Below are 22,736 nucleotides of genomic sequence, written 5' to 3' on the forward strand. Positions count from 1 at the left end.
GACAGGTATCAACTCGTTCGCCACATCCCTTCAAAGAATTTCCAACGACGGCATCTGCGAGCTGACTTGCGCGTTCTTGGCGATTTCAATTGCCACCCGTTCACAGATTTTCAAGAGATGCGGCTTGGCCGTGCTGTCGTCGTCGAAGAGTTTTTGCAGGTGGCCCGCATCGGCGTCGATGCGGATGCGGGAATCGATGGGCAATTCCCCCAGAAACGGAACGTTGTGTTTTTGCGAAGCCTGTTGCGCTCCTCCACGGCCGAAGATATCGCCCGACATATTTTCGACAATGCCCAGAACGGGAATCTTAACCTTCTCAAACATCTTCAGCGCTTTGATCGCATCGAGCAACGCGACTTGCTGTGGGGTGCAGACGACGACCGCACCGGCTAAACCCAACAACTGGGACAACGTCAACGTGACGTCTCCGGTTCCCGGCGGCAGGTCGATGAACAGGTAATCCAGTTCTCCCCAATCAGTGTCTTTTAGAAACTGCGTAATCGCACCATGTAACATCGGTCCCCGCCAGATCACAGCTTCTTCGGGCGGCACGAGATAACCCATCGACATCGTTTTGAGCCCGTCGACGACAACCGGCTCGATGCGGCGCACGGTTTCTCCGTCTTCACCTTGTTTTTCAACCATCGCCGGTTGGCCGCTAGCCCCCAGCATGTGCGGAATACTGGGACCATAAACATCGGCATCCATCAAACCCACGCGGGCCCCGAGTGTGTGCAAGCCGTACGCCAGCGATGCCGCAACGGTGCTCTTCCCCACGCCCCCTTTGCCGCTGCCGACGGCAATCACGTTTTTGCAGCGCAATCCAATCGAGCCCCCGGAATCTTTGCCGCTGACCTTCCAGGAGTAATCGACAGTGACAGGTCCCGCTGTGGGGAATTTTTCCTTGATAGCGGCGGCAATCGCGTCGGTGATGCGTTCCCGTCCTGGATAGGCGGGAGTCGGTAACTCAACCTGGACTTGAATGTCACCGGAGGGTTCGACCGTTGCGCCGGTGAGCATGTGGGCATCCGCGAACGAACGCCCCAGTTCGGGATCGGTCACACGACCGGCGCAATCGATGATAGCTGCTTCTGAAATCGGTGTATCTGCCATAACTTTGTTTTTCGCCGGCGGCTGCCGACCGTCCAGCGAAAGTGTTCCTTTACGAAATATGTTGCGGTAATAATTGGCGTCTGTCGGTCGGGCTTTGCCGCCGGCTTACCGGGCTTTGGCCGCCCGCCGTGTTGGATCTTGAAAAATGTTGAACCCTGCGGCGCTGACGTAGGACAGCGTCGGCTGCGCCTTCAGACCAGCCACGAAATTTAGAAGTCATATTGCCGATACCGATCGGCCGTCGCTGGAGGAAGCGGCCGTGCGGCACTGCTCAAGATAAATTTGGCACAGGTGGGCCAATCCGCTGCCGCCAATCTTCTCCTCGACAAAATGATCGGCTCCCAGTTCTCGGGCCACCCATTCCAATTCGCGGGTTTGTGCTGAACCGATGAGCAATGTACGTACGCACAATTTGGTTTCTTGTGCCTGAGCCACAAACCGTAGACAATCGCCCGCTCCAGCCTGTAAATCCATCACCAGCAGACATTCCCGGTCCGTTGTCAACAATCGGCCGATCTCAGCAATGGAGCGTGCGGCGCGAGAAACCACCCCGCTGCCGAGAAAATGCCGCTTGAGTTCCGGCCCCCAACGAGGAGTCTTTTCATAAATCAGTAGATGCGGGGCGAACATGCGACTCACATTTGTCCGGAAAACACGGCGATTTCTCGTAATTCCACGATAATCTCGCGGTTTATTGTAGGGAGGACCAGCGGTAGAGACAACAATGAGGCTCCAGGGACCACAATGGGACTGACTCGTGAAATAATTCCCTGGAGTGGGACGTCCATGGTGGCGATGCAGCTTGTGATATTCATACAATCTTAACGGATTCTTCATAGTCTGGCCGCATTACACAACTAACCTACCACCAAATTCACTCCCCGATTTGATTCCGGGAATCACCCGTAACGACGGATTACGTGAGACATGCCTTTTGACGTTCTTTTTGCTGCCGGCGGAACTGCCGGAACCGAGCTGACATCCATTGATCTCGCGACCTTGACTCAGCTGATTTTTGGGGCCGTGGGTGGTTTGGGATTGTTTTTATTGGGCATGAAAAACATGTCCGAAGGCATGCAGGCAGTCGCCGGGAGCGGCTTGCGGCGCATGATCAGCGCCGTGACCGACAATCGCTATTTGGCCACGATTGTGGGCGTTGTCGTCACTTGTTTCGTCCAATCCAGTTCGGTAACGACCGTGATGGTCGTCGGTTTCGTCAACGGCAGTTTGATGACACTGAGCCAAGCCATCGGCGTGATCATGGGGGCCAACATCGGCACGACAATCACGGGCTGGATTCTCGTATTGAAAATCGGCAAATATGGACTGCCGATGCTGGGGTTTGCCGCATTTGTTTACCTGTTCAGCAAAAACGACCGTTTACGATATCTCGCCATGACATTCATGGGCGTCGGCATGGTCTTTTTCGGACTGGAGTTGATGAAAGACTCCTGTGCGTTGATCAAGGATTTGCCCGCTTTTGAAGCGGCTATTCATCGCTTCACGGCGGACAGCGCCATGGGGGTTGTCCAATGCCTGTTGGTCGGTTGCATTTTGACCGTACTTGTACAGTCCTCATCAGCCACTTTGGGAATCACGATTGCCGCGGCGACGCAGGGGTTGATCGATTACGAAACCGCAGCCGCGCTCGTTTTGGGGGAAAACATCGGCACGACGATCACAGCGCTGCTGGCTTCGATCGGTGCGACAACCAATGCCCGTCGCGCCGCTTATTTCCACGTGATCTTCAACATGGTGGGCGTCTTGTGGATTTCGATCATCTTTTTTCAATACGTACGTTTTATCCCCTGGCTGACTTTTGATTTCCTCCCTCGAACGGGTGCGTTTTTAACGGGCAGTCAATTTGTTCCGCCGGAGAAAACCATTCCTAATGTGGCGTTGGCGATTGCCGCTACGCATACCGTATTCAATATCGCCAATACGTTGGTCTTTATTCCGTTTGGCGGGCGGTTTGCCAAAACCATGAAATGGCTCGTTCCCGACAAGGGTATTAAAGAAACGCCGCACCTGACGAACCTTGACGTCCGCATGCTGGAAACTCCCGTCATTGGGATCGAGCAATCGCGCGGCGAAATCATTCATATGGGCGAAGGTTGCGAAAAAATGATGGCCTGGTTGAAAGAACTTATCCATCAGGACACGCCGGACGAGCAACTCAAAAAGAAACTGTTTCACCGCGAGGAAGTCCTCGACTCGATTCAGGACGAGGTCGTGGTTTTCATGACCAACTTGCTCTCGGCGAATGTTCCGCACGAGATCATCGAGGAAGGCCGACAGCAGCTGCGGATGGCGGACGAATTGGAATCGATCAGTGATTACATTCGCAGTATCCTGAAATTCGATCTCAAGTTGCGGCAGCAAGGACACCGCTTTGATGAGAAACATCGTGCCGATCTGGATCGATTGCACGAGGAAGCCGAGGCGTTTCTCAAGTTCATCGTGGAATCGTTCAAGGCTCGGCATGGAGATGTGATGCCCGAGGCGCAACGGCGAGCGTCGGAAATCAAACGTCTTGCTAAAAAGTTGCGGAAGCAACACGTCGAATGGCTATCGCATGAAAAAGTCGCACCGTTTGTCAGTGTCGCCTTCACATCGACGTTGAATTCGTACGTTCGCGTGCGCGACCATGCGTTGAACGTCGCCGAAGCCCTCTCCGGCGAAAAGTAGCCCACGCACCGGCATTCGATCGGCACCAAGGATGCACACGTCACTACGCTGACGATCCACACACACGGTCACACCGTGCGCATCGTCCTCGACCGGTTTTACTGTCAATCAATGCTTCGAGTACGGTGGCTCTGATTACGACCGCCGATATTATCAACGGGCCTTGCGGGTCTTTCGCTCGCCATCATTCCAGGCAGCGCAGCCGTAACGAAACCGCCTGCAGCGCAGCCTTGCGGTCAACGCATCCGCCCCACCCTACGCCCCCCATTTCCGCCTGGTTTTTCGAGAGTCATGCTCGATGCGGCAAGTCCCTGAAGCAGGGATTGTGCAGAAAACCTTCCGCCCTAGCTATCTCAAACAAATGAAAGACGATTCTACCTACTTCGGTCGGCCGTTCGCGGTAGAATACTCTGGTGCGGCGGTACGATGGGCTGACGATTTGTTGTGAATTGTCGCTGCCGTTTCTCGTATAACGAGTATGGGTTTCATCGCGCCGCACGATTCCATTCCACCACAACCGTTAAAATGCGTCGAGTCCGCAGTGGAGTATCGTTATGCCGCAGGCCGTTGTTGATCCGGGTGAACTGAGACAATTCGCACAGACGCTGAAGAAATTCAACGTAGAACTGGTCGACCGCGCCTCCGGAATTTCCGGGCAACTCGACGCTCTCGGCGCCAGTTGGCGGGACCAAGAAAACATCAAATTCACCGAAGAGTTCAAACAGCACCTCACGTTTTTGCTCCGCTTTGTCGAAGCCAACGAACAACACATCCCCTATCTGATGCGCAAAGCGGAACGGATTGAGGAATACTTGCAACAACGTTAACCGTTGCGCTGCCGCGATCTAATTCCCTCAAACACCGAGACTACGATTTGCCGTTATGACAACACCTGCGCACGTCACATCGATTGAAGCCCTGCATGCCTTTCGCGGAGCGCTGATTCGTTTTGCGGACGAGGCGACCTCAGCGGTCGATTCGTTGCGGCAAGAGGTCTTGCGGACGATGGAATGGATCGAACATGACCGGCCGGGGTATTGGAAACAGCAGGTGAAGCGAAACTTCGACGGCGTCGCCCAAGCCCGCACGCAGTTGGAAATCGCCCAAATGCGCACGTATGAAGGCCAAGGCCCCGCTTGTATCGAAGAAAGAAAACGACTGGCCAATGCTAAGGCACGCCTGCAATTCGCGCAGGATCAAATCCAAGTCGTGCGGCATTGGTCCCTCAAACTGCAACGCGAATCAGATGATTTTCGCGGACGCAACGGACACCTGGAAGGAATCCTCAAACGCGAGTTACCAATGGCGATCGGCAAGTTGCAAAGGATGGTCGAATCACTCGATCGATATGCCGAACGACTACCGCGACAAGATGCGACGGAGAGTTCTGCAACGGAGTCTGGCAAAGAAACAAAACCGACAGCGCCCGGACCGACAAAAAAAGAATAACGGGGAGAGAGAACTATGCGTGCAGGAGACGTCAGTAGCGGATCAGCACAGTTAGCCAAAGCGGCCGAACGATTGGAAGCGGCGTGGCTTGAGACGCGCGAACATTGGAACGACGCGAACAGTCTCGCTTTTGAGGAAACCGAGTTAATGCCGCTGATGCATGCTGTGAAGTTAACAATTGAGTCGACACAGCTTTACGGATCGGTAGTGCGGAAGGCTCAAAATGCCTGCAATGCCGAAGCTCATGATTGATACTGTGAGTGTCACCCTCGGGGCGAGATCATCGCTCCGCCATGATTTTTCGGTCACCAAATACGCTTGCGTTGCTCGCCTGGAAAAAGGAAGTCTTTTATGTCGAACGAGGATCCGACAACTGTTGAGCGGCGGCTGGTTGCTGAATTGCATGACCAACTCAATTCGCGAAATCGCCGTTGGCGAAGCGCGGCAGAACAACACAGCAGCGCGCTGCAAGCCGCTGAGGAACTCTATGCCGACGGCCTCACCTCGCTCAACGAGGAGTTGTCCGCCGCACAGGGCGTGATCGAAAATGAACAGACAGTAGCGGCCGCGGACGTGGAAGTGCAGTACAACACCGAATCTGGCGCAGCCCGCCATCACTACAGCGCGCAAACAGCTGAATTCAATCGAACATATGACCGAGCCGTCGCCGCTTCAAAAAAGACGCACGATGATACGGCCTGGATGGTCTCATCGGTGTTGGATGATGATTCCGGCGACAGCCCCAAACGCAAGCTGGAAGAACTGACGCACACGCTGCAAAACAGCCGCGAGCACTTGATCGAAAACGTCGAAGCTCTCGCTGACGACATTGAGACAGCCAAGACGATTTTGCAACAGCGACGGCAACGTCATGAAAGTCTGCTTCCCGAAGTCGACCCCGTTCCCACCGAACCGGACGCGGCGTACGAATGCTGTGAGAAGGCGACCAAACGGGGCCGGGGGCAGTTATTGAAATTGCGGCGCGATGTGCCGTCACAATTATTAACCGGATGGCGTCCAGCGGTATTGTTCGTGGTGTCCAGCGCGGCGTGCTTTCTATTGGCATTTCTGCTGTTACCGCCAACATTACTCGGCGCGGGGGTTCAACAATCCAGCATCGCATGGATCGCCACGACCGCGGGCAGCGCAGCGGGGCTGACTGTTGTCGCGATGGTGATTCTGTATGCCATTGCCGCCAGTCGCTGCGAATCAGCGATCCAGGAAATGGAAGATGCCTTTGCCACAGCGGAATTGTCTCTGCACAATTGGCGATCGTGGTCGGACCAGGAACTGCGCAAGAAACAGCGACGGTTTCAACAATGGCATGACTCCCGGATCGAACAGCGCGACCGCACCGTCGCGCAGGCAACTGAAAAACATGAAGCCAACGTGGCTCATGCCGCGCGGCAACGGCAAGCGGACCAGGAACGACTCGATACTGAATTTGCCGCACAAATTGAGGGAATGGAACAGCAACGCAATTCCCAGATGGAACGGATCAACTCCCGGCGGCAAGCAGCGCTGGCGAGCTTGGCCCGTCGCACACAACAGGATCCTGAGACGATCCGGTCGGTGTACGAAACTTCTCGGCAACAGGCCGAACAAACGCACACAGCCGAGACGGCCGACATCGTTGCAAGCTGGAATCAATTTTGGACCAATTGCGTTTCCACACAACAAGACCTCGCACAACGCGCCGCAGCCTGCGCATTGTCTGACGATGCCCTACAAAGCGATTCCTGGCAACTGCCGGAACAAGTTCCGGAGGGGATTCGGTTTGGGAACTTTGATGTCGACATCTGTGCGGACGCGGCGGTGGTGGACGATGAACGGGTGGCCTCGGCATCTCCCTTGGAGTTCCCCGTTCTGCTTCCCTTTGCCAGCGGTCCGTCGTTGTTTTTACAAGCCGACGGCGCCGGTCGCCGCACAGCCAACGACACACTGCGAGCTGTGATGCTGCGTATATTGACCTCACTCCCGGCCGGCAAGGTACGGTTCACAATCATTGATCCTGTGGGATTGGGCGAGCAGTTTTCATCGTTCATGCATCTGGCCGATTACGACGAGTTGCTAATCAATAGCCGGATTTGGACCGAAGGCACACACATCGAACAACGGCTGGCCGATTTGACCGAACATATGGAAAACGTTTTCCAAACCTACCTGCGGAATGAATACAAATCGATCGAGGAATACAACGAGTTCGCCGGCGAAGTCGCCGAGCCGTACCATTTTCTGGTCGTCGCCGACTTTCCCGCCAATATCGGCGATGTCGCCGCGCGGCGACTCATCAGCATCGTCAATAGCGGTGCCCGGTGCGGCGTGAATACCTTAATGAGTTACGACCCCTCGCGGCCACTGCCACACGGCACCGAACTCGAAGATTTTGTCGGCAGCGCGACCCATCTGGTCTGGCACGACGATCACTTTGAATTTGTAGGTGAAGAACTGGCCGGTAGCGCCTTAAAGCTCGACGCTCCGCCGGAGTCGGCCCAGTTCACCCAGATCGTTCGCCGGGCAGGAGATCTCTCCAAAAACGCTCGTCGTGTCGAAGTCCCCTTCGACCGGATCGCTCCGGCTGAGGCCGACATGTGGCAACACGATAGCCGCAGCGGGATCGACGTCCCATTGGGACGCGCGGGGGCAACGAGCCTGCAACATCTGCGGCTCGGACGTGGGACATCGCAACACGTATTGGTCGCGGGAAAAACCGGTTCGGGAAAATCGACCTTCCTCCACGCGTTGATCACCAATACAGCCCTGCACTACGGCCCGGATGAAGTCGAATTCTACTTGGTCGACTTCAAGAAGGGGGTCGAATTCAAAGCATACGCCACCGGCCATCTGCCGCACGCCCGCGTGATTGCCATCGAGAGCGATCGCGAATTCGGTGTCAGCGTTTTGCAACGTCTCGATGCGGTACTCACCGAGCGCGGCGAATTGTTCCGTGCTCATGGTGTGCAGGATGTCGAGATGTTCCGCAATGCCTTGCCCAACGAACGTATGCCTCGCATCATGCTGCTGGTCGACGAATTCCAAGAGTTCTTCACCGAAGACGACAAGCTGTCGCAAAACGCATCGTTGTTGCTGGACCGGCTGGTGCGGCAAGGGCGGGCGTTTGGGATTCACGTTTTGCTCGGCTCACAGTCATTGGGCGGCGCGTATTCCTTGGCACGCAGCACCTTGGGCCAAGTCGCAGTCCGGATCGCGCTGCAATGTAGCGAAGCGGATGCGCATTTGATCCTCAGTGAAGACAACACGGCCGCGCGGTTGCTCACGCGTCCGGGCGAAGCGATCTATAACGACGCAAATGGACTGCTGGACGGCAATCATCCCTTCCAGATCGCTTGGCTGAACGACGAGCAACGCTCTGAAAAATTGCGGCGGATGTACAACTCGACCCTACGCGGCGGTCAGACACACCAACCGCCTGTGGTGTTTGAAGGAAACGTCCCCTCGGATCCGCAGAATAATTCTGAGATCAACGAACTCATCAGCGCCTTTCCGCCATCAACACCACCAACACGCGGCCGCGTGTGGTTGGGCGAACCGGTGGAACTCAAAGCTGCCTCAGCGGTCGAGTTTCCACGACAAGCGGGAAGCAATTTGCTGATCACCGGACAGAGCGTCGATTCTGCGCTGGGTACCTTGACCTCTTGCTTGAGCAGCTTGGGTTATCAATACCCGCCGCCGAACGAAGCAGGACAGCCTGCCGTGCAATTCCACGTACTCGATGCGCTCGCCAGCGAACATGGATCGCTGGACATGTGGAATCAAGCGGTTAGCCCCACCCGGCACAATGTCGACGTCGGTGGACCGGATGCTGTGGAGCGGATGATTGATGAACTAGCGGCCGTGGTCGATCGCCGCCTCGAATCACCGCACGAACCTGCGCCGCCGATTTATTTCTTCGCGGTCAATCTCTCCGGCTTCCGCGAATTGCGCAAGGACGACGACGATTTCGGCTCGTGGGGCAGCAGCGACGACAAGCCGCTGTCGGCTAGCAAGCAATTTGCCAAGATCCTCACCGACGGGCCAACGGTTGGCGTACACGTCTTGATGTGGTGCGATTCCTACAACAACGTCAATCGCTGGTTGGGAAACAAACTGCTCAAGGAAATCGAAATCCGCGTCTGTTTCCGCATGAACGCCAACGACTCCAGTCAAATCATCGACACGCCCGCCGCCGGCCGTTTGGGCCCCAATCGCGCATTGCTCTACCACGATTCGACAGGCGAAACCGAAAAGTTCCGGCCGTACGGCGTGCTGCTGGAGCCGGCACCATTGCCTACGACTACCGTTCCCCAAACAGGCGAAGAAAAATCGGGGGGCAACTGGAATAGCTTGGAAATGTTTTCGGTGAATTGATTAGCTGCGTCGCATACGCATCCATTAGCGACCGCGGCAGGCATTCCACATATCAAGAATTCGTGGCAACACGAGATCCAGTGCCGCATCCCAATCCGACGGCACATCGAGCATGGCACCGGAGAAGCGTTCGGGCAGATCTTCGGCCCGTTCGACAGCTGCGAGGAGTCCGGACACGATATCCTCAACGCGTGGCTCGACCGGTAGCAGGTTGGTCGAGATGCGTTGCAACCGCGCCGCCGTTTTCACGGAAAACGTATTCGTTACCACCGTTGCCCCACAAGCGGCCATCTCTAAGGGTGGATAGCTGGTGTGCGGGGAGAGCATGAGCGACAGGCCCACGTCGGCCGACTGCAACAAACGGGCATACGCTTCGTAGTCGCGCCAAGGGTGCGATTTGACCAAAACGCCCCCTCCCAAATCGGCCGTGGGCATCTCATCGCCGCCGATGAATCCCAGTTCCCACTCCGCAGGAGGAAACGCGCCTCGCGCCGCGGCTTGCTTGAGCGCAACCAAGCCCAGCTCAAACAAATTCCGTGGCGCTTGGGGCCGCGCATAAAACAACAATTGTTTTTTTCGGCGGGCCAACCTATCAAAATGTGGTGCGAATCGTTGGGGGTCCACGGCTGGCTCAAACGTGGCGCAGCTGTCGAGAAATCCCGGTTCGCTGAATCGTCCGACGCGTTCGCTAGTCAGAAAGTCGGCGAGCAATCGGCCACAAATGATTCCCTGGAAGTCGAGGTCGTAGGTCTCCAGGGCCATCGCTTGCTTGGTCGACCAAGCGTACATGGCGGGTTCGAAATCTTGAATCAAGTACATAAACCGCTGCGACCGCAACCGGGGTTGGATCTCTTTGATCATCTGCGCTGTCCACCAAGCGGTCCCACACAGGACGTCGTCGGCGCCTAGCACCAGCGCGCGTCCACGATTGCGGCCGCTGATAAATTGGACGTCGTCGAGCGTCTCGTCGATTCCACTGACCGCGCGCAGATGCGCGTGAAGGAATGATGCGTCGCTATCCAGTTCTTGATCGGTGGCGATGTAGCGCACCGGCACGCCACGGGCCGCCAGACGGTACGTCAGGTTCAATGCCGTATTTGGGCCGCCGGTCAGGTCCTGTTTGCGGAGGCTGGGCAGCAGGACGTTCAGCGTGGGGGCAAGGTGGGCGCGTATCTCGACGTTGAGCGGCCAAACATCCTGCAACCGATCCTCGACGGCCACGCGTCCGCTCATCGAATTTGACCACTGCTGCGGTTGATGCTTGCTTCGCGCGAAGTAGCGTTCCACATCAGCGAACAGTGCCGTCGGCGATCGCCAAACGTGCCGCAGCACATCGCGTCCCGTGCGGATCAAACGCTTTGCGCGAGAATGCGTGGCCGACGGTTGTACGGATTCGCTCGGGACATCAGTTGCGAGGTCTGCGATTGCCGGACGACCAGCAGCAGCCACATCGTGGCTACGGAGTTCATACAACTCGGCCAACGCGCGACGCGACTCGGCAATCCGCACCTCGATCTCAACAGCCCGTTGATTCCCATCCGGGGCGGGGCGATTCGGCACTCCGACAGACATTCGCAGGCTCCCTCCTGGATACGAACGATCCTCGTTTCACGCGGTACTTTTCTACAAACCGTTTCAAAACCCGCCCACGCATCCCGCTGATCGGCAAGTTCTTGGAACAATCGCAACTGGGTTTTGAAACGGGTAACTCAGCCATCACCGCGGCTTGTCTAACGTCACTTCCAACGTCTTTTTATCTTTTCCACGAAGCACCGTCACGGCGATCGTATCACCCGCTTTGTATTTCCGCAGCGCCAAGTCAAAATCGCTGAGGTTGCCGATCTTTTTCTTGTCGATCGCGACAATCACATCCCCCGATTTCAGACCCGCCTTGTCCGCTGGGCTATCGGGGCTGACCCCCATCAGCGGGTAGCCGGGTGTCTCTTGTCCGAAATCAGGAATGCTGCCGAAATAGGGGCGATTGCCGCCGCGGTTGCCGCTATTCGAGGATTTGACAGCCACGTATTTGGGGCGATCCACCGTCTTGGCTGTGTCCATCACCGTGCGTTCCATCATATCCACCACGCGGCGTATGCCGACGGAATTGATCTTGTCCCAATCATCGCCCGGGCGGTGGTAGTCGCTGTGTGTGCCGGTGAAGAAGTGCAGCACAGGAATTTTTTTGCCGTAGAACGAGGATTGATCGCTCGGGCCAAACCCCTCCGGTTTTTTGGTGACGGTGAATCCGTACTCTTTTCCCAACTCGTCCAGGAGTCCGTTCCAGCGCGGTGCCGTTCCGGTGCCGAAGATGGTCAGCTTGTCGTTCTTGAGCCGCCCCACCATATCCATGTTGATCATGGCGACCGTATTGTCGAGCGGAAAAATCGGTTCTTTGACATAGTGCGCCGACCCCAACAGCCCCAACTCTTCGGCTGTAAAGGCGATAAAGACCAGCCGCCGCGGTGGTTTCTCGTCACGAGCAGCGAATCGTCGCGCGAGTTCAATCAATGCCACCGTGCCGGACGCATTGTCATCGGCTCCGTTGTGAATCTCGTTCGATCCGGGGGAAAGCGAACCTTCCCCGCCGCGTCCCACGTGGTCATAGTGCGCACCGATCACCACGGTTTCATTGGCCAAAGGTCCTTCTCCCTCCAGCACGCCAATGATGTTTTTCACTTCGGCTTTCACGCGCTCGATCGACACTTCGCCGGAAGCCCTCCAACCATCCAAAACTTGGCTGCGGGGCTTGAGGTCTTTGTCGATTTCTTTTTCCAGAGTGGCCAAATCGGTTCCGCTGGTCTTTAAGATCTGATCGCACACAGCCCGCGTGATTTGCATCAACGGAATCGCATGCTGTTCGGTGTTTCCGCCGTAACCATATTTCATCAAATCGTCAGGCATCCCGGCGACAACATCTGCTTTTCGCTCTGCGAGCGTTTTCACAGCGGTGGAAAGTTTTTGCCGAGCCGTCGTTAAGGCTTCGGCCTGCTGGAGATCGACTTCTTCAAACGCAATGGCCGCTTTGATGAGTTTCTCTTTGGCTTTGGCGACGCGCTTCTTGGCACTGTCCAAATCGACTTGACCGCTGTAGGGATCGTTGACGAATAGCACGGCCGTTGCGCCGGCGCCATAGGCATTCGCCGCTTTGGTCCGCAGTGCCGCATGCCGCGAAACACCGCCGTGAGGCCCGTCGGAAAATTTCCCGTGCGGGTTCCCTTGCTGCGGGTTGCGACGCATGATGATCACGACCTTGCCTTGCACATCGATGTCGGTGAATTCGTTGTATCCCTTGTCGTCAGCTTCGATGCCATAGCCCACAAACGCCAATTCGCCGGAGAACTTGCCGCTCCCGCCGAACGACAGAGGCGTAAAGTCTTTGGGGATTTCTAACGTCAGCGTCGCATCATACGGGCCGTTAAACACCAGCGTGTTTGGCGAACTCAGTTTCGAGCCGATCGTCATCTCAAATGTTTGAAACGCGCCCCCATTGACGGCATGCACGTCGAGGCCCGCTTGTTCGAATTGCTCTCGAATGAACTCCGCCGCCTTGTCCAACCCGTCTGTCCCAACTCCGCGCCCCTCAAGGTCGTCCGAAGCGAGATATTTCACCCCGTCTAAGAGACGACTCTCCAAGGCCGTGGCCGGTTCATCAGCCTGCAGCGGCACCACCACAGCGGTGACAAGCAGTGCCATCCAGATCAGTCCACACGTTAGAGCACATTGACGTCGCATCGTTGCCGTTCTCCGAAATGGTACGAATCGCTCACTAGAAGATCAGTGTCGCCAGAACCTGCTTCAAAACCCGGTTGCGCTTGTTCTCGAAACTTGCAAATCAGTGTCCGTAGGACGCGTCAGAGGGTTTTGAAGCTACTTGAAGTATATCGAATCGGTCAAGTCGCTCCTATTGATTGGAGTCCGCGGGCGAGTTCCGAGCCGATTTATCTTGATATTCGGAAATACTCAAACTGATTTTGACACGTATTGGGGTTCTCGCTATGCTCCCGCCCCACATTGATTAGCACCCCCTCCACCTGGCAATTCTCCCTCCTCCTGCCGCGTATTTCTCTCACTCCCCAAGGAATATTACCGTGAATGACGGGCAACATGTCCTCGTCGTGGACGAACTTACGGAGACACAGGAAGTCCTGCAGGCGATTCTGTCGCCGCGGGGCCTGACCGTCGACCACATCCAGCGTGCTGCCCCGGTCACATTCAATCGCTTTGAGGAAGCTCCCGACGTCGTGGTCATCGATGCCGATTCACTGCCATCACAACAGGCTGCTTCCGTCCGTTGGCAAGGAATCCCGCAGGTGATTATTGGGTCGGCAACAATCCCAGCGGATCCGCGGCCCGCAGCGACACAGCGGCATCTCTCCAAACCGTTTCAGTTTCCTGAATTGATTCAGGCGGTTGAACAGCTTCTCTCAGCCGCCCGCCCAGATTGAAAATTCAGGGATGCGCTGCATTTTTTGCGACCGACTCCCCAGGCACCGCTTTGCCTTGGTATGATGTGGCCACGGATTTTGTGGTGGCCGTTGAAGGCCGCCGTTCATGGTGGCTGAATCGTCATTCCCCCAGAACTGCGGAAGCGGAATCGTGGAAAATGCAAAGTTGCTGGTCATCCAAGGCATTGACCAAGGTACTCGTTATGACATCGGCGATGAGCCGGTCGGCCTCGGCCGCGACGTCGTTAATACCATCAGCCTGCACGATACGGAAATCTCCCGCTGTCACGCCCAGGTTCAATCCGAACAAGGCAAATACGTCCTCACGGATCTGAATAGTTCCAACGGCACCTACGTCAACGGCGAATCCGTTCGTAGCCGGGAATTGAAAAACGGCGATCAAATTCAGGTCGGGCGGACCGTTCTGCTCTTTTCGCAATCATTGGACCGGGCAGCCGAATCCGACGCTTTGCAGAAAATCGCCTTCGTTCCCGAACGGGATGCCGAAGACCTCTCCAGCATCGTCAGTAGCATTGGGCACGAAGCAGGGCACGACCTTGTTTCCCACGTCCATGACTTAAAACCGGATTCTGTCGCCCAGTCGTTGGCCAATTTGCAGGTGCTGTATCGCATTTCTGAAGAAGCGGTGCGGAACTCGACCTCGATTGAACAGGTCTTGGAGCGGATTCTCGACTTGACCATCGACGTCGTTGGAGCGGATCGGGGATGCGTGCTGTTGCGGGACGTTGATACGGGGCAAGTGACGCCACAAGCCATCCGTTACCGCCGGGGCGTCGACCAGTCCGCTCCCATGCCGATTTCGCACACGATCGTCAACAGTGTGGTCGCCAATCGCCAAGGGGTGCTCACCTCCGACGCACAATCGGACAGCCGCTTTACCGCCGGGCAAAGCATCTTCCAAGCCGGCATCCGCGAAGCGATCTGTGTTCCCATGCAGGGCCGCTATGAGTTGATGGGCGTGCTCTACGTCGACATCACCACTTCACCGCAACGGGTCCTGCTCGACGGCGGACATGCGGCAAAGTTCAATGACGACCTACTGCGGCTAATGGTGGCCATCGGCCGGCAATCGGCGCTGGCCCTCGAAGACAACCGCTATCAACAAGCGCTCGTCCAGGCGGAACGCCTAGCCGCTATCGGACAAACCATCGCCACGCTCAGCCATCACATTAAGAACATTCTGCAAGGCGTCCGCGGCGGGAGTTACTTGATCGAGATGGGCCTCAAGGACTTCAACGAGGAGATCGTCCGCAAGGGTTGGAACATTGTCGATAAAAACCAAACCAAAATCTACAACCTGGTGATGGACATGCTGACCGTCAGCAAGGAACGCCAGCCGGCCATGGTTGAGGCAGACCTAAACGAAACGGTGGCTGACGTCTGCGAATTGATGCAAGCGCGGGCGGCGGAATTGGGTGTCAAATTCGAGCGGCGGCTGGCCGACGATCTCCCCGCCAGCCAATTTGATCCCGACGGAATCCATCGCGCGGTGTTGAACATCGTCACCAATGCCATCGACGCCGTCGAAGGTCAAGAGGGGGGCCGCGTGATCATCAGCACCGAATACGACTCCCTCGCCCGCGCCCTCAACGTGCTGGTCTCGGACAACGGGCCGGGAATTCCGCAAGAACTGCTGGGCAAAATCTTCCAGGTCTTCGAATCGACCAAAGGCGCCCGCGGAACCGGCTTGGGGCTAGCGGTCAGCCGCCAGATTATCCGCGAACATGGCGGCGACATCCTCGTCGAATCCCACCCCGGCCAAGGCAGCCTGTTCATGCTCAAATGGCAGCTAATCCAAGAATCGGCAGCTGCAGACCGCACGGAGCCGGGTTGAAGTATCAGGGCTTCGTCTCGGCTTCCAGACGCAGACGTTTCAAGAGTTCCGCACTGCTCAACGAATCCTCCAGAAACTCGACCCTGCCGTTTTTCAACAGCGACACATTCGCACCGTCAGCGTGCGGGCTGCCGATTCCGTGGCCGGAATCATCGTTAATGTACAGCGGAAGCGTGGCGAGATCCAAGTCGCGCGGTTCGGCCCAATGGATCTTCTCGCCATGCTGTTCCACAACCAACAAGACGCCCTCCGGCAACTCGCCAATCTCATCTTTCGACACCGCCTCCTCCCCACGCCAGGGACCGTGCTCGCTCAGCACGGCGACGTAGTTTGTCGTTGCTGGGCCGTGTTCGTTAAGCGGACATTGAAATATGGTCAATTTCGCTCGCGAGTACTGAATGTTTTGCGGGCTGTCCCAGGGTTCATCAAGGTGATAGAGATCGTACAAGGGTTTCAGGTCGAGGTACGGCAACAACAGCACACGCCAACTATAGAGCGGTTTCCCGTTCTCATCGGTAACCCATGTGGGGGGGAAAGAACCATAGTCGGCATGGTAGTTGAGTAGAGCCAGCCTTATGTTAGTGAGCCTGTTGACACATTGTGTTTTGCGTGCGAATGCCATGCTTCCTCGATCGGGATCCAACCAATAGGCCATTACCAACATCAAGACGAGGATCGTAAAAGTAATTAGCAATTCAATGTATGGTCTGCGGTTCTCTTTTGTCATAACCCGATCTCCCCTGAACGCATTGGGGCGAGTGCATCGGTAGAGCAAAATTTCCACTTTCAGCAAATCGCTGGCTTCAGTATGCAGCGAATTTCCGGACCGAACAACCACAGTTTATGGCTGCTACCCTATGAGCGCAAAAAAACCGCCGACACTCGCGCGCCGACGGTTTTTGGAATTCTAACAATTCACTTACGCAACTTGACGTTTCCGCCGCCAGCCGTAGCCAACCAAAGCCATGCCGCCGATGCCCAACAGGGCGAACGTCGAAGGCTCGGGGACGAGAGGCGGGGCGACCTCGGGACCGGGATCCAACAGGACTAGTTGGTCCTGAGCGTTGATCAATTGACCGTTCGAGTACCGCATCAAATTCAGGACGCGGACATCGCCGATCGAGGTCCAGCCGGCTGCCAACGCCAAGTCGACGTATTTGTTGTGCACGCCGAGTGACTCTTCTTCCAGGTACCAGATCGCTTTTTGCAGATGGGTCGCATTGGCAGCGTGGTTGTCGTTGTAATTTCCGTTTTCAGCTGTCCCGCCCGAGTTCAGGCCCACGAGTGAACCGTTGGAGAACTGAGTGTACAGCCAAGCGGTCGCAAACGAAATCGGGTCACCATTGTTCGTGTTCGAGCCCCCCGACATCGCCGTGTCCGAAATGTTGTTCACTTTCAACAATTGGTTGTAATAAAAGTGTTCATCGACCTCGAGACAAAATGTGGACCACGTCGTCGCTGTGGGAACGTAATTCGTTCCATTGTATTCCTGGAGCACGGCATCATACTCACCGCCGCTGCCGTTGCCCGTGCCGTTATGAAGTTTCAAGTGATCGCCGATGGAGACATCGACGAATCCGGCCTCAGCGCTAGATAGCAAACCGAAGCTAATTAAACCAGCAAGTAGAAAATGTTTCATCGTGAGAATCTCTAAGTAAGTAAATCATGAATCTAGGAACGCCAACTTTGTGATTGAATGAGTCGCAATCACCTACCGACACCGTTTCGCTCATTGAGCGCCTTTTCAACAGTTTGTTAAATTCACTTAACGTTTCACCATTAAAAATGAACCTTTATTCACAATATGGGCGCGTAGAGACCATGGTCAATTACAAAATCTCCCGATTTTTCACTTTTCGGGTTATTCTGATTTTCCGGAAATAGTAATAGCGGGTCGTTGCATATAGACAACATTCTGCAGCGGCCAAATGGTGACTAACGCGAGGTTTTTGCACCGAGTTTATTCGTGAATTCAGCGACGGAATTCCCCTGTTTCTCCCAATCGAGATCAGGAATAGGCTCCGGCGGAGCTTTAGCGATGCGTTCGTCTCGTCCGCCGGATCTTCTAGTACCGTCGGCCTGCTTGATCGTGGGGATAGGGTACCTTGACCCGCGTCTGAGGAATGAATTTTTCAGCGCGCGAGCGACGTGCGGTGTAGGTCAGGTCGTCGAGGTAGAACTCGACCGAATGTCCTCCGGAACGGATGTTGGCCAGCCCAAAGCGATTCAACTCAGCGCCTGCTTTGCGCATCTCCGGCGTCAAATCAAATGTTTGCCGGACGCCGTCCAAACTGACGGTCATGCGGCCAATGCCATCGTTGGCGTTGGGGTCGTAGTCGAACGTGAACCGGTGCTGCTTCCGATCCGGGGTGTATACACCGCAATTGGCTTCGGCTCTTTGTCCATCGGTGGTCGAAACGACCGGTTTGAGGTTGTACCCCACCGAGGAGCGGTCAGCGATATAAAACCCCAGCCGGTTTGTCCGCAGTTTGTCGGCATGTGGTTCATCCCTTTTGAATTCCGTCATGTGGTCGTCACGATTGAAGTAGCCAAAATACGCAGCTGAATCCGACATTCCCTCGGTAAAACAGATCGTGCCTGAAAATGAAATTGGATCATTCAAGGTCAAATCTCCGACATCGTCGGCGTAATACGAAAACAGTGGATCGTGTGGTTCCGTCCGCCAAAACAGCCCGCCGATCTCCCCCGGATTTTTGCCCGCCCAATTAGTTTGACTCCAGCCATAGTTATGCATGCCGTGAAAATTCGGTTCCAGATATTTCGACTCGTTGTTGTGCCCTTCCCAATGCGGGTCTTGCGACAATTCGATCTTCTCACCGTTGATTGTCAGATCGCCGAGATACAATTCCATGTGCTCGCCAAAGCGGGCAATGTTGAACAGGCCAAAACGATCAAAGCTGACCGGTGCTTGGCGGATCGCCTCGTCAAACCAAATGACATAAGGGGTCTCCTCATCAAACGACAATGTGATGCGACCATGCCCCTGCCCCGCTTCGGGCCGCTTCCACCAGCGGTGTTGATTGTGGCGATGAAAGTATTCCACAAGCCCTTGATCACGAAGTTTCAACAACCGTTCCCGCAATTGTTTGGCGGTCACGTCGGGTTCCACGGCTTTGAGCCGCGCGAGCAGATGCTCCTCGCCTTGCAATTCATACGGTCGTCCGTTGCCTGTTTCGGACGTGATAAGTTTTTTCAGAGCTTCGTCGCGCCAAACCGGATCGTCCTTGGCATCAGGATCGTATTCAAAACTCCAAGTATGCACCTTGCCATCGGAGTTGAGCAAAATGGCTGTCTCCGCCCCCCGCGCCTGCCAATCGCTGGACATCCAGTCAAACATGATTTGGCCCAGGTTGTCTTCTTCCCAGATTCGAAACGCCAGCGAGGACCAAACCCGCCAGGTGTGTCGCTGCGAATTAAAAAAGCCGATATACCCCACACCGCGCAGGCCGATGTGTTTGATCGCCAATTTGCCCGAAGCGGAGAGGTGATCATTAAAGCTTAGCGGCTTGCCGAGTGGAATCGCGTAGTAGGCTTGCCGCCGCGAATTATCAACCCGTCCTCCGATCTCTCCCGGACCGGTCCCGGTGAAATTGGTCTCCCGCCATCCAAAGTCCTGAACGACGAGGGGCATTTCGGTGCCGACAATCCGATTCTGATAATGATCCCACCCCGGATCGCGGGAAAAATCCTGCTTCAGCTGCACGAACTGTGCAGATAGCGGAGTCGCGGTGACCACTACAACAACGAGGCAGAGCGAGAATGTGTGGGCGAATCGCATGGGGAGGCTCCTACGACGAAGTTCAAGGCGAGGCGCGTCTCTGGAGGGAGACTCATTTTATCATACACTGTTGCGAAACACACGCAGGATAGAAACTGGATTCGAACACGTGCTTGGGAATGATTCGGTCCAGCGCAGCCCTCCTGCCGACCTGCCGAGTCTCCACTGCGAAACCCGCCTGCAGATACTGTTGGGCAGATACCATTGTTCATCGCTCAGATCCGTGTCATAATTCATAAAACTTTGAAAATCTGACTCTAGGGAGTAACGCATAGATGAATGGTCGATGTAGCTGGATAATTGCCGTGTTATTGCTGATTGGCTGTGGTGGAGGAGACGATGCCAAAAAACCGACGCCACCAGTGAGCCCAGAAAAATTACAAGCTCAATCCATGAAGAGAGAAGTTCTCACCAAGATCAAAGAGGCAGGAGGTCTGTACAGCAGTCGCCAAAGGAAAATTCGTTTCAGCGATCTGGATATTTCGGATACAGAAGTGGAATATGTAAAATCGTTCCCCGAGTTGGAACGTCTTCGTCTGAATGGCACTCAAGTCACAGACGCCGGTTTGGCGTCCCTCGAAGGACTTCAGTTTTTAGTGGAACTGGACCTCGCCGATACAGGAATCTCAGACGCTGGATTAGATCACATAAAAGGAATCTCGTCCCTGCGTCAGCTCTACCTCGCCAAAACACAAATTTCCGACTCGGGCTTGGATGGGATTGGGAATTTGAAACGCTTATCTTTTCTCGACCTTTCCGGGACACAAATCACGAATGAGGGACTCGAAAAGCTTGGCGTGCTGAGCCGACTGCGTGGAATCGACCTTTCCGACACACAGATCACTGATGAAGGGCTGAACAACCTCAAGAAAAACAAAGCCCTCAAACAGGTGATCGTTTTTCGCACGGAAGTTACAGAAGCAGCAGCTCTAGAATTTCAATCGGCCATCCCTGGGTGTTGGGTCAAGCGAGAATAAAATCGCGGCAGACGGCGCAAGTCATACATGAATGCTTCCATGTACCTAGCAGAATTAGAAAACGAATTGCTCGGCTCGCGCATTCTTCGCATCACAGGCTGGTTGTTGATTCTTGCCGGTTTTGCGAATGGATTGATATCCGTACTGTACGAACTGTCGCGATTCGTTTTTTGGCAATCGTGGTTTCTCATTGCTGCGGTTGTGCTATTTTTTGTATTTCGCACCGATCCGCTGAGAATCTTAGGTCGTCTGACCGGTTCGTCCATTTTGGCGATCTGGGCCTTTTTCGAATTGCAGCGGTGGGGACCATCATTATCAGACGTCGCATTCGCGCATCCCGAGGAGCATTGCCTGGGGCTGATGTTAACGACGCTCGGTCTGTTACTGGTCGTCACCAATGACCCTCACCGGAAGCTGCACCGAATTTTCAGACGCGCGCGGGTGTTCGCCAAGCGGCGGCAAACAACGGCGCTGCTCCTCACTGTTGCCGCACTGTGGTTCGCGAATCCAGACCATTCGCATGCGGCATGCCTCACCGCATCGTCGGTTTGCGAAAAATGTGGAGCGTTGGATTCCGCAATTTTCTTCGCCAACCGCGCCGCAGATACGTTTCGCCCCATTTCATTCTGTGGGACCTGCTACGGCAGCCTGCTCGGCGATGTGTACCAGCGGATTGATGAGTTGGAAGCAAAAAAGACGGGCGTTACGACGACAGTTCGCATCGACCCGCTGAGGGTCCATGACGGTCCGGCATTCATTCCCGCCCAAAGTCGGGATCTCTGACGAGCTCGCGTTATTTGAGTCCCTGGTTCCCAAACTCTGTTTGGGAACCCAATTTCTCGAAGCTCTGCTTCGAGTCACGATGGAAAAGCAAGCGATACTGTCGGACAAGCCGCTAATGGCACCCGGCGGGTTACCTGGGGCGCTGTCCAAACATGCGCCGCGATGCTTTGACAGCCCAGGTATTGAGATCATCGGAATTGAGGAACGGCGTATTCAACAACTGTTCAATATTGGCTTGCAGCCAGTCAAGTTGCTCTCGCGGCGTCATTGTTTCGTAATGATCTTGATCACCATTGATGTAACCGCGAAGAAGTTCTAAAAACCATGGACCGCGCATGTGTGCCCGTGGTTTGCGACGAATTTTTGAGCCGACATAAATCCCAAGAGTGGCATATGCACGCTCCTGTAACGCAATGACAACGAATTCCGATGTCTCCATACTGAACTGCCAGCCACCCATTGTTAGCGGATCAGTACGAGCGTTTTCAAAGCCGTATGGAGCGAGCATCTTTTTCAGAGCAGATGTCACTCTCTTCTGTGCGTTTTTTGGGTAAATTGATCGAGCCACGACAATATCGCTTCAATCGAAAATGAATGCAGCACGTAGGTTGCTTCGCCGTGCACCCGGCTTTAGTTTTGACGGTACAACTCCAAAAATCGCGGGTCCACGTCCGGCGGGGGAGTCGACTCAAACTCGGCGAAGGAAATCTCGTTCTCCAACCAAAAGCGCGACAGAAAAGCCTCGAATGAGACTGCCTCAAACCGAAAGTCGGTTTCTTTGAGGTCTTCGATTTCGTAATCCATCTCGTCGGCGTCGAAGTATTCCAGCGACATGACCACGCAATGGTCGGAGCCGTCGGCATTGGTGAAGAGGTACCAGAACACGCATCCTTGTTGGTCCGAGAGAAATCGAATCAGGTAACCGTCCGAAAACCGCAAGACCGATTCCGCCACATCGAGGTAGAAGCCGGTAGTCGAACGCAAATGCTTGTGAAGCGCCGCAGTGTCAATAAATTTAACGAACTCGGGCGGAAGTTGCAGACCATGATCGGTAGCGGAAGCGGATACGGACGCAAGTTGCGTCGGAAGTTCATCAGCACGTTCCTCACCGATTGCCCATTCGCTGTGCGTGGGGGTTCCAGCGAGCCAAGCGAATGACCCGTCTGGCGCATGCGGGAGCTCTTTGATGTCCACCTGATTCGTAAACGGCGAATCGCTGGGAAGCATGTGATCGCCTTTGCTGAATAGGTCGCGTTATT

At 55.2% G+C, this 22,736-nt stretch carries 18 protein-coding genes; 9 read left to right on the forward strand and 9 right to left on the reverse strand.

Features of this window, described 5'->3' with window-relative positions:
* Positions 1 to 30: 30 nt before the first annotated feature.
* A complete protein-coding gene (locus CA54_RS06200) occupies positions 31 to 1,113 on the reverse strand; it encodes an Mrp/NBP35 family ATP-binding protein (RefSeq protein WP_146369953.1) in 1,083 nt (360 codons plus the stop codon).
* Positions 1,114 to 1,329: 216 nt separating this feature from the next.
* A complete protein-coding gene (locus CA54_RS06205; RefSeq protein WP_146369954.1) occupies positions 1,330 to 1,743 on the reverse strand; it encodes a hypothetical protein in 414 nt (137 codons plus the stop codon).
* A gap of 297 nt (positions 1,744 to 2,040) precedes the next feature.
* On the opposite strand from CA54_RS06205, the gene CA54_RS06210 reads away from it, so the two are divergent.
* The 5 genes from CA54_RS06210 to CA54_RS06230 all read left to right on the forward strand — a co-directional run bounded on the left by CA54_RS06210 (position 2,041) and on the right by CA54_RS06230 (position 9,618).
* On the forward strand, positions 2,041 to 3,801 hold the full coding sequence (locus CA54_RS06210; RefSeq protein WP_197532232.1) for a Na/Pi cotransporter family protein: 1,761 nt from the start codon (positions 2,041 to 2,043) through the stop codon (positions 3,799 to 3,801).
* A gap of 554 nt (positions 3,802 to 4,355) precedes the next feature.
* Positions 4,356 to 4,628 carry a WXG100 family type VII secretion target gene (locus tag CA54_RS06215; protein WP_145374111.1) on the forward strand — a complete coding sequence of 91 codons (273 nt, stop codon included), beginning with the start codon at positions 4,356 to 4,358 and terminating at the stop codon, positions 4,626 to 4,628.
* A gap of 55 nt (positions 4,629 to 4,683) precedes the next feature.
* Positions 4,684 to 5,250: a hypothetical protein gene (locus CA54_RS06220; RefSeq protein WP_146369955.1), complete on the forward strand. Its 567-nt coding sequence runs from the start codon at positions 4,684 to 4,686 to the stop codon at positions 5,248 to 5,250.
* A gap of 15 nt (positions 5,251 to 5,265) precedes the next feature.
* Positions 5,266 to 5,502 (forward strand): hypothetical protein, encoded by a 237-nt coding sequence (locus CA54_RS06225; RefSeq protein WP_146369956.1) that lies wholly within the window; start codon positions 5,266 to 5,268, stop codon positions 5,500 to 5,502.
* A gap of 99 nt (positions 5,503 to 5,601) precedes the next feature.
* The gene (locus CA54_RS06230; protein ID WP_146369957.1) at positions 5,602 to 9,618 is read left to right on the forward strand and encodes an FtsK/SpoIIIE domain-containing protein; all 4,017 of its coding nucleotides are present in this window, start codon (positions 5,602 to 5,604) and stop codon (positions 9,616 to 9,618) included.
* 24 nt (positions 9,619 to 9,642) lie between these two features.
* On the opposite strand, the gene CA54_RS06235 is transcribed toward CA54_RS06230, so the two are convergent.
* Together CA54_RS06235 and CA54_RS06240 are read right to left on the reverse strand one after the other, a co-directional pair.
* Positions 9,643 to 11,190 carry a rhamnosyltransferase WsaF family glycosyltransferase gene (locus CA54_RS06235; RefSeq protein ID WP_146369958.1) on the reverse strand — a complete coding sequence of 516 codons (1,548 nt, stop codon included), beginning with the start codon at positions 11,188 to 11,190 and terminating at the stop codon, positions 9,643 to 9,645.
* 144 nt (positions 11,191 to 11,334) lie between these two features.
* Positions 11,335 to 13,311 (reverse strand): M20/M25/M40 family metallo-hydrolase, encoded by a 1,977-nt coding sequence (locus CA54_RS06240; protein WP_197532233.1) that lies wholly within the window; start codon positions 13,309 to 13,311, stop codon positions 11,335 to 11,337.
* 395 nt (positions 13,312 to 13,706) lie between these two features.
* On the opposite strand from CA54_RS06240, the gene CA54_RS06245 reads away from it, so the two are divergent.
* Positions 13,707 to 14,063, forward strand: coding sequence for a hypothetical protein (locus CA54_RS06245; protein WP_146369960.1), 357 nt, complete (start codon positions 13,707 to 13,709; stop codon positions 14,061 to 14,063).
* A gap of 151 nt (positions 14,064 to 14,214) precedes the next feature.
* The gene (locus CA54_RS06250; RefSeq protein WP_231962986.1) at positions 14,215 to 15,918 is read left to right on the forward strand and encodes an ATP-binding protein; all 1,704 of its coding nucleotides are present in this window, start codon (positions 14,215 to 14,217) and stop codon (positions 15,916 to 15,918) included.
* Positions 15,919 to 15,922: 4 nt separating this feature from the next.
* On the opposite strand, the gene CA54_RS06255 is transcribed toward CA54_RS06250, so the two are convergent.
* The 3 genes from CA54_RS06255 to CA54_RS06265 all read right to left on the reverse strand — a co-directional run bounded on the left by CA54_RS06255 (position 15,923) and on the right by CA54_RS06265 (position 19,717).
* Complete coding sequence (locus tag CA54_RS06255; protein WP_146369962.1) at positions 15,923 to 16,645, reverse strand: DUF1559 family PulG-like putative transporter; 723 nt, start codon at positions 16,643 to 16,645, stop codon at positions 15,923 to 15,925.
* A 192-nt stretch (positions 16,646 to 16,837) separates the two neighbouring features.
* A complete protein-coding gene (locus CA54_RS06260; RefSeq protein WP_146369963.1) occupies positions 16,838 to 17,557 on the reverse strand; it encodes a PEP-CTERM sorting domain-containing protein in 720 nt (239 codons plus the stop codon).
* A gap of 426 nt (positions 17,558 to 17,983) precedes the next feature.
* Entirely contained in the window at positions 17,984 to 19,717 is a 1,734-nt protein-coding gene (locus tag CA54_RS06265) for a hypothetical protein (RefSeq protein WP_146369964.1), read from the reverse strand.
* A 275-nt stretch (positions 19,718 to 19,992) separates the two neighbouring features.
* Between CA54_RS06265 and CA54_RS06270 the strand changes: the two genes are divergently transcribed.
* Both CA54_RS06270 and CA54_RS06275 read left to right on the forward strand, forming a co-directional pair.
* Complete coding sequence (locus tag CA54_RS06270) at positions 19,993 to 20,694, forward strand: leucine-rich repeat domain-containing protein (protein ID WP_146369965.1); 702 nt, start codon at positions 19,993 to 19,995, stop codon at positions 20,692 to 20,694.
* 27 nt (positions 20,695 to 20,721) lie between these two features.
* Entirely contained in the window at positions 20,722 to 21,477 is a 756-nt protein-coding gene (locus tag CA54_RS06275) for a hypothetical protein (RefSeq protein WP_146369966.1), read from the forward strand.
* A gap of 130 nt (positions 21,478 to 21,607) precedes the next feature.
* On the opposite strand, the gene CA54_RS06280 is transcribed toward CA54_RS06275, so the two are convergent.
* Together CA54_RS06280 and CA54_RS06285 are read right to left on the reverse strand one after the other, a co-directional pair.
* Complete coding sequence (locus CA54_RS06280; RefSeq protein WP_146369967.1) at positions 21,608 to 22,045, reverse strand: hypothetical protein; 438 nt, start codon at positions 22,043 to 22,045, stop codon at positions 21,608 to 21,610.
* Positions 22,046 to 22,107: 62 nt separating this feature from the next.
* On the reverse strand, positions 22,108 to 22,704 hold the full coding sequence (locus CA54_RS06285) for a hypothetical protein (RefSeq protein ID WP_146369968.1): 597 nt from the start codon (positions 22,702 to 22,704) through the stop codon (positions 22,108 to 22,110).
* Positions 22,705 to 22,736 lie beyond the last annotated feature (32 nt).

The organism is Symmachiella macrocystis (assembly GCF_007860075.1).
GTDB classification, from domain to species: domain Bacteria; phylum Planctomycetota; class Planctomycetia; order Planctomycetales; family Planctomycetaceae; genus Symmachiella; species Symmachiella macrocystis.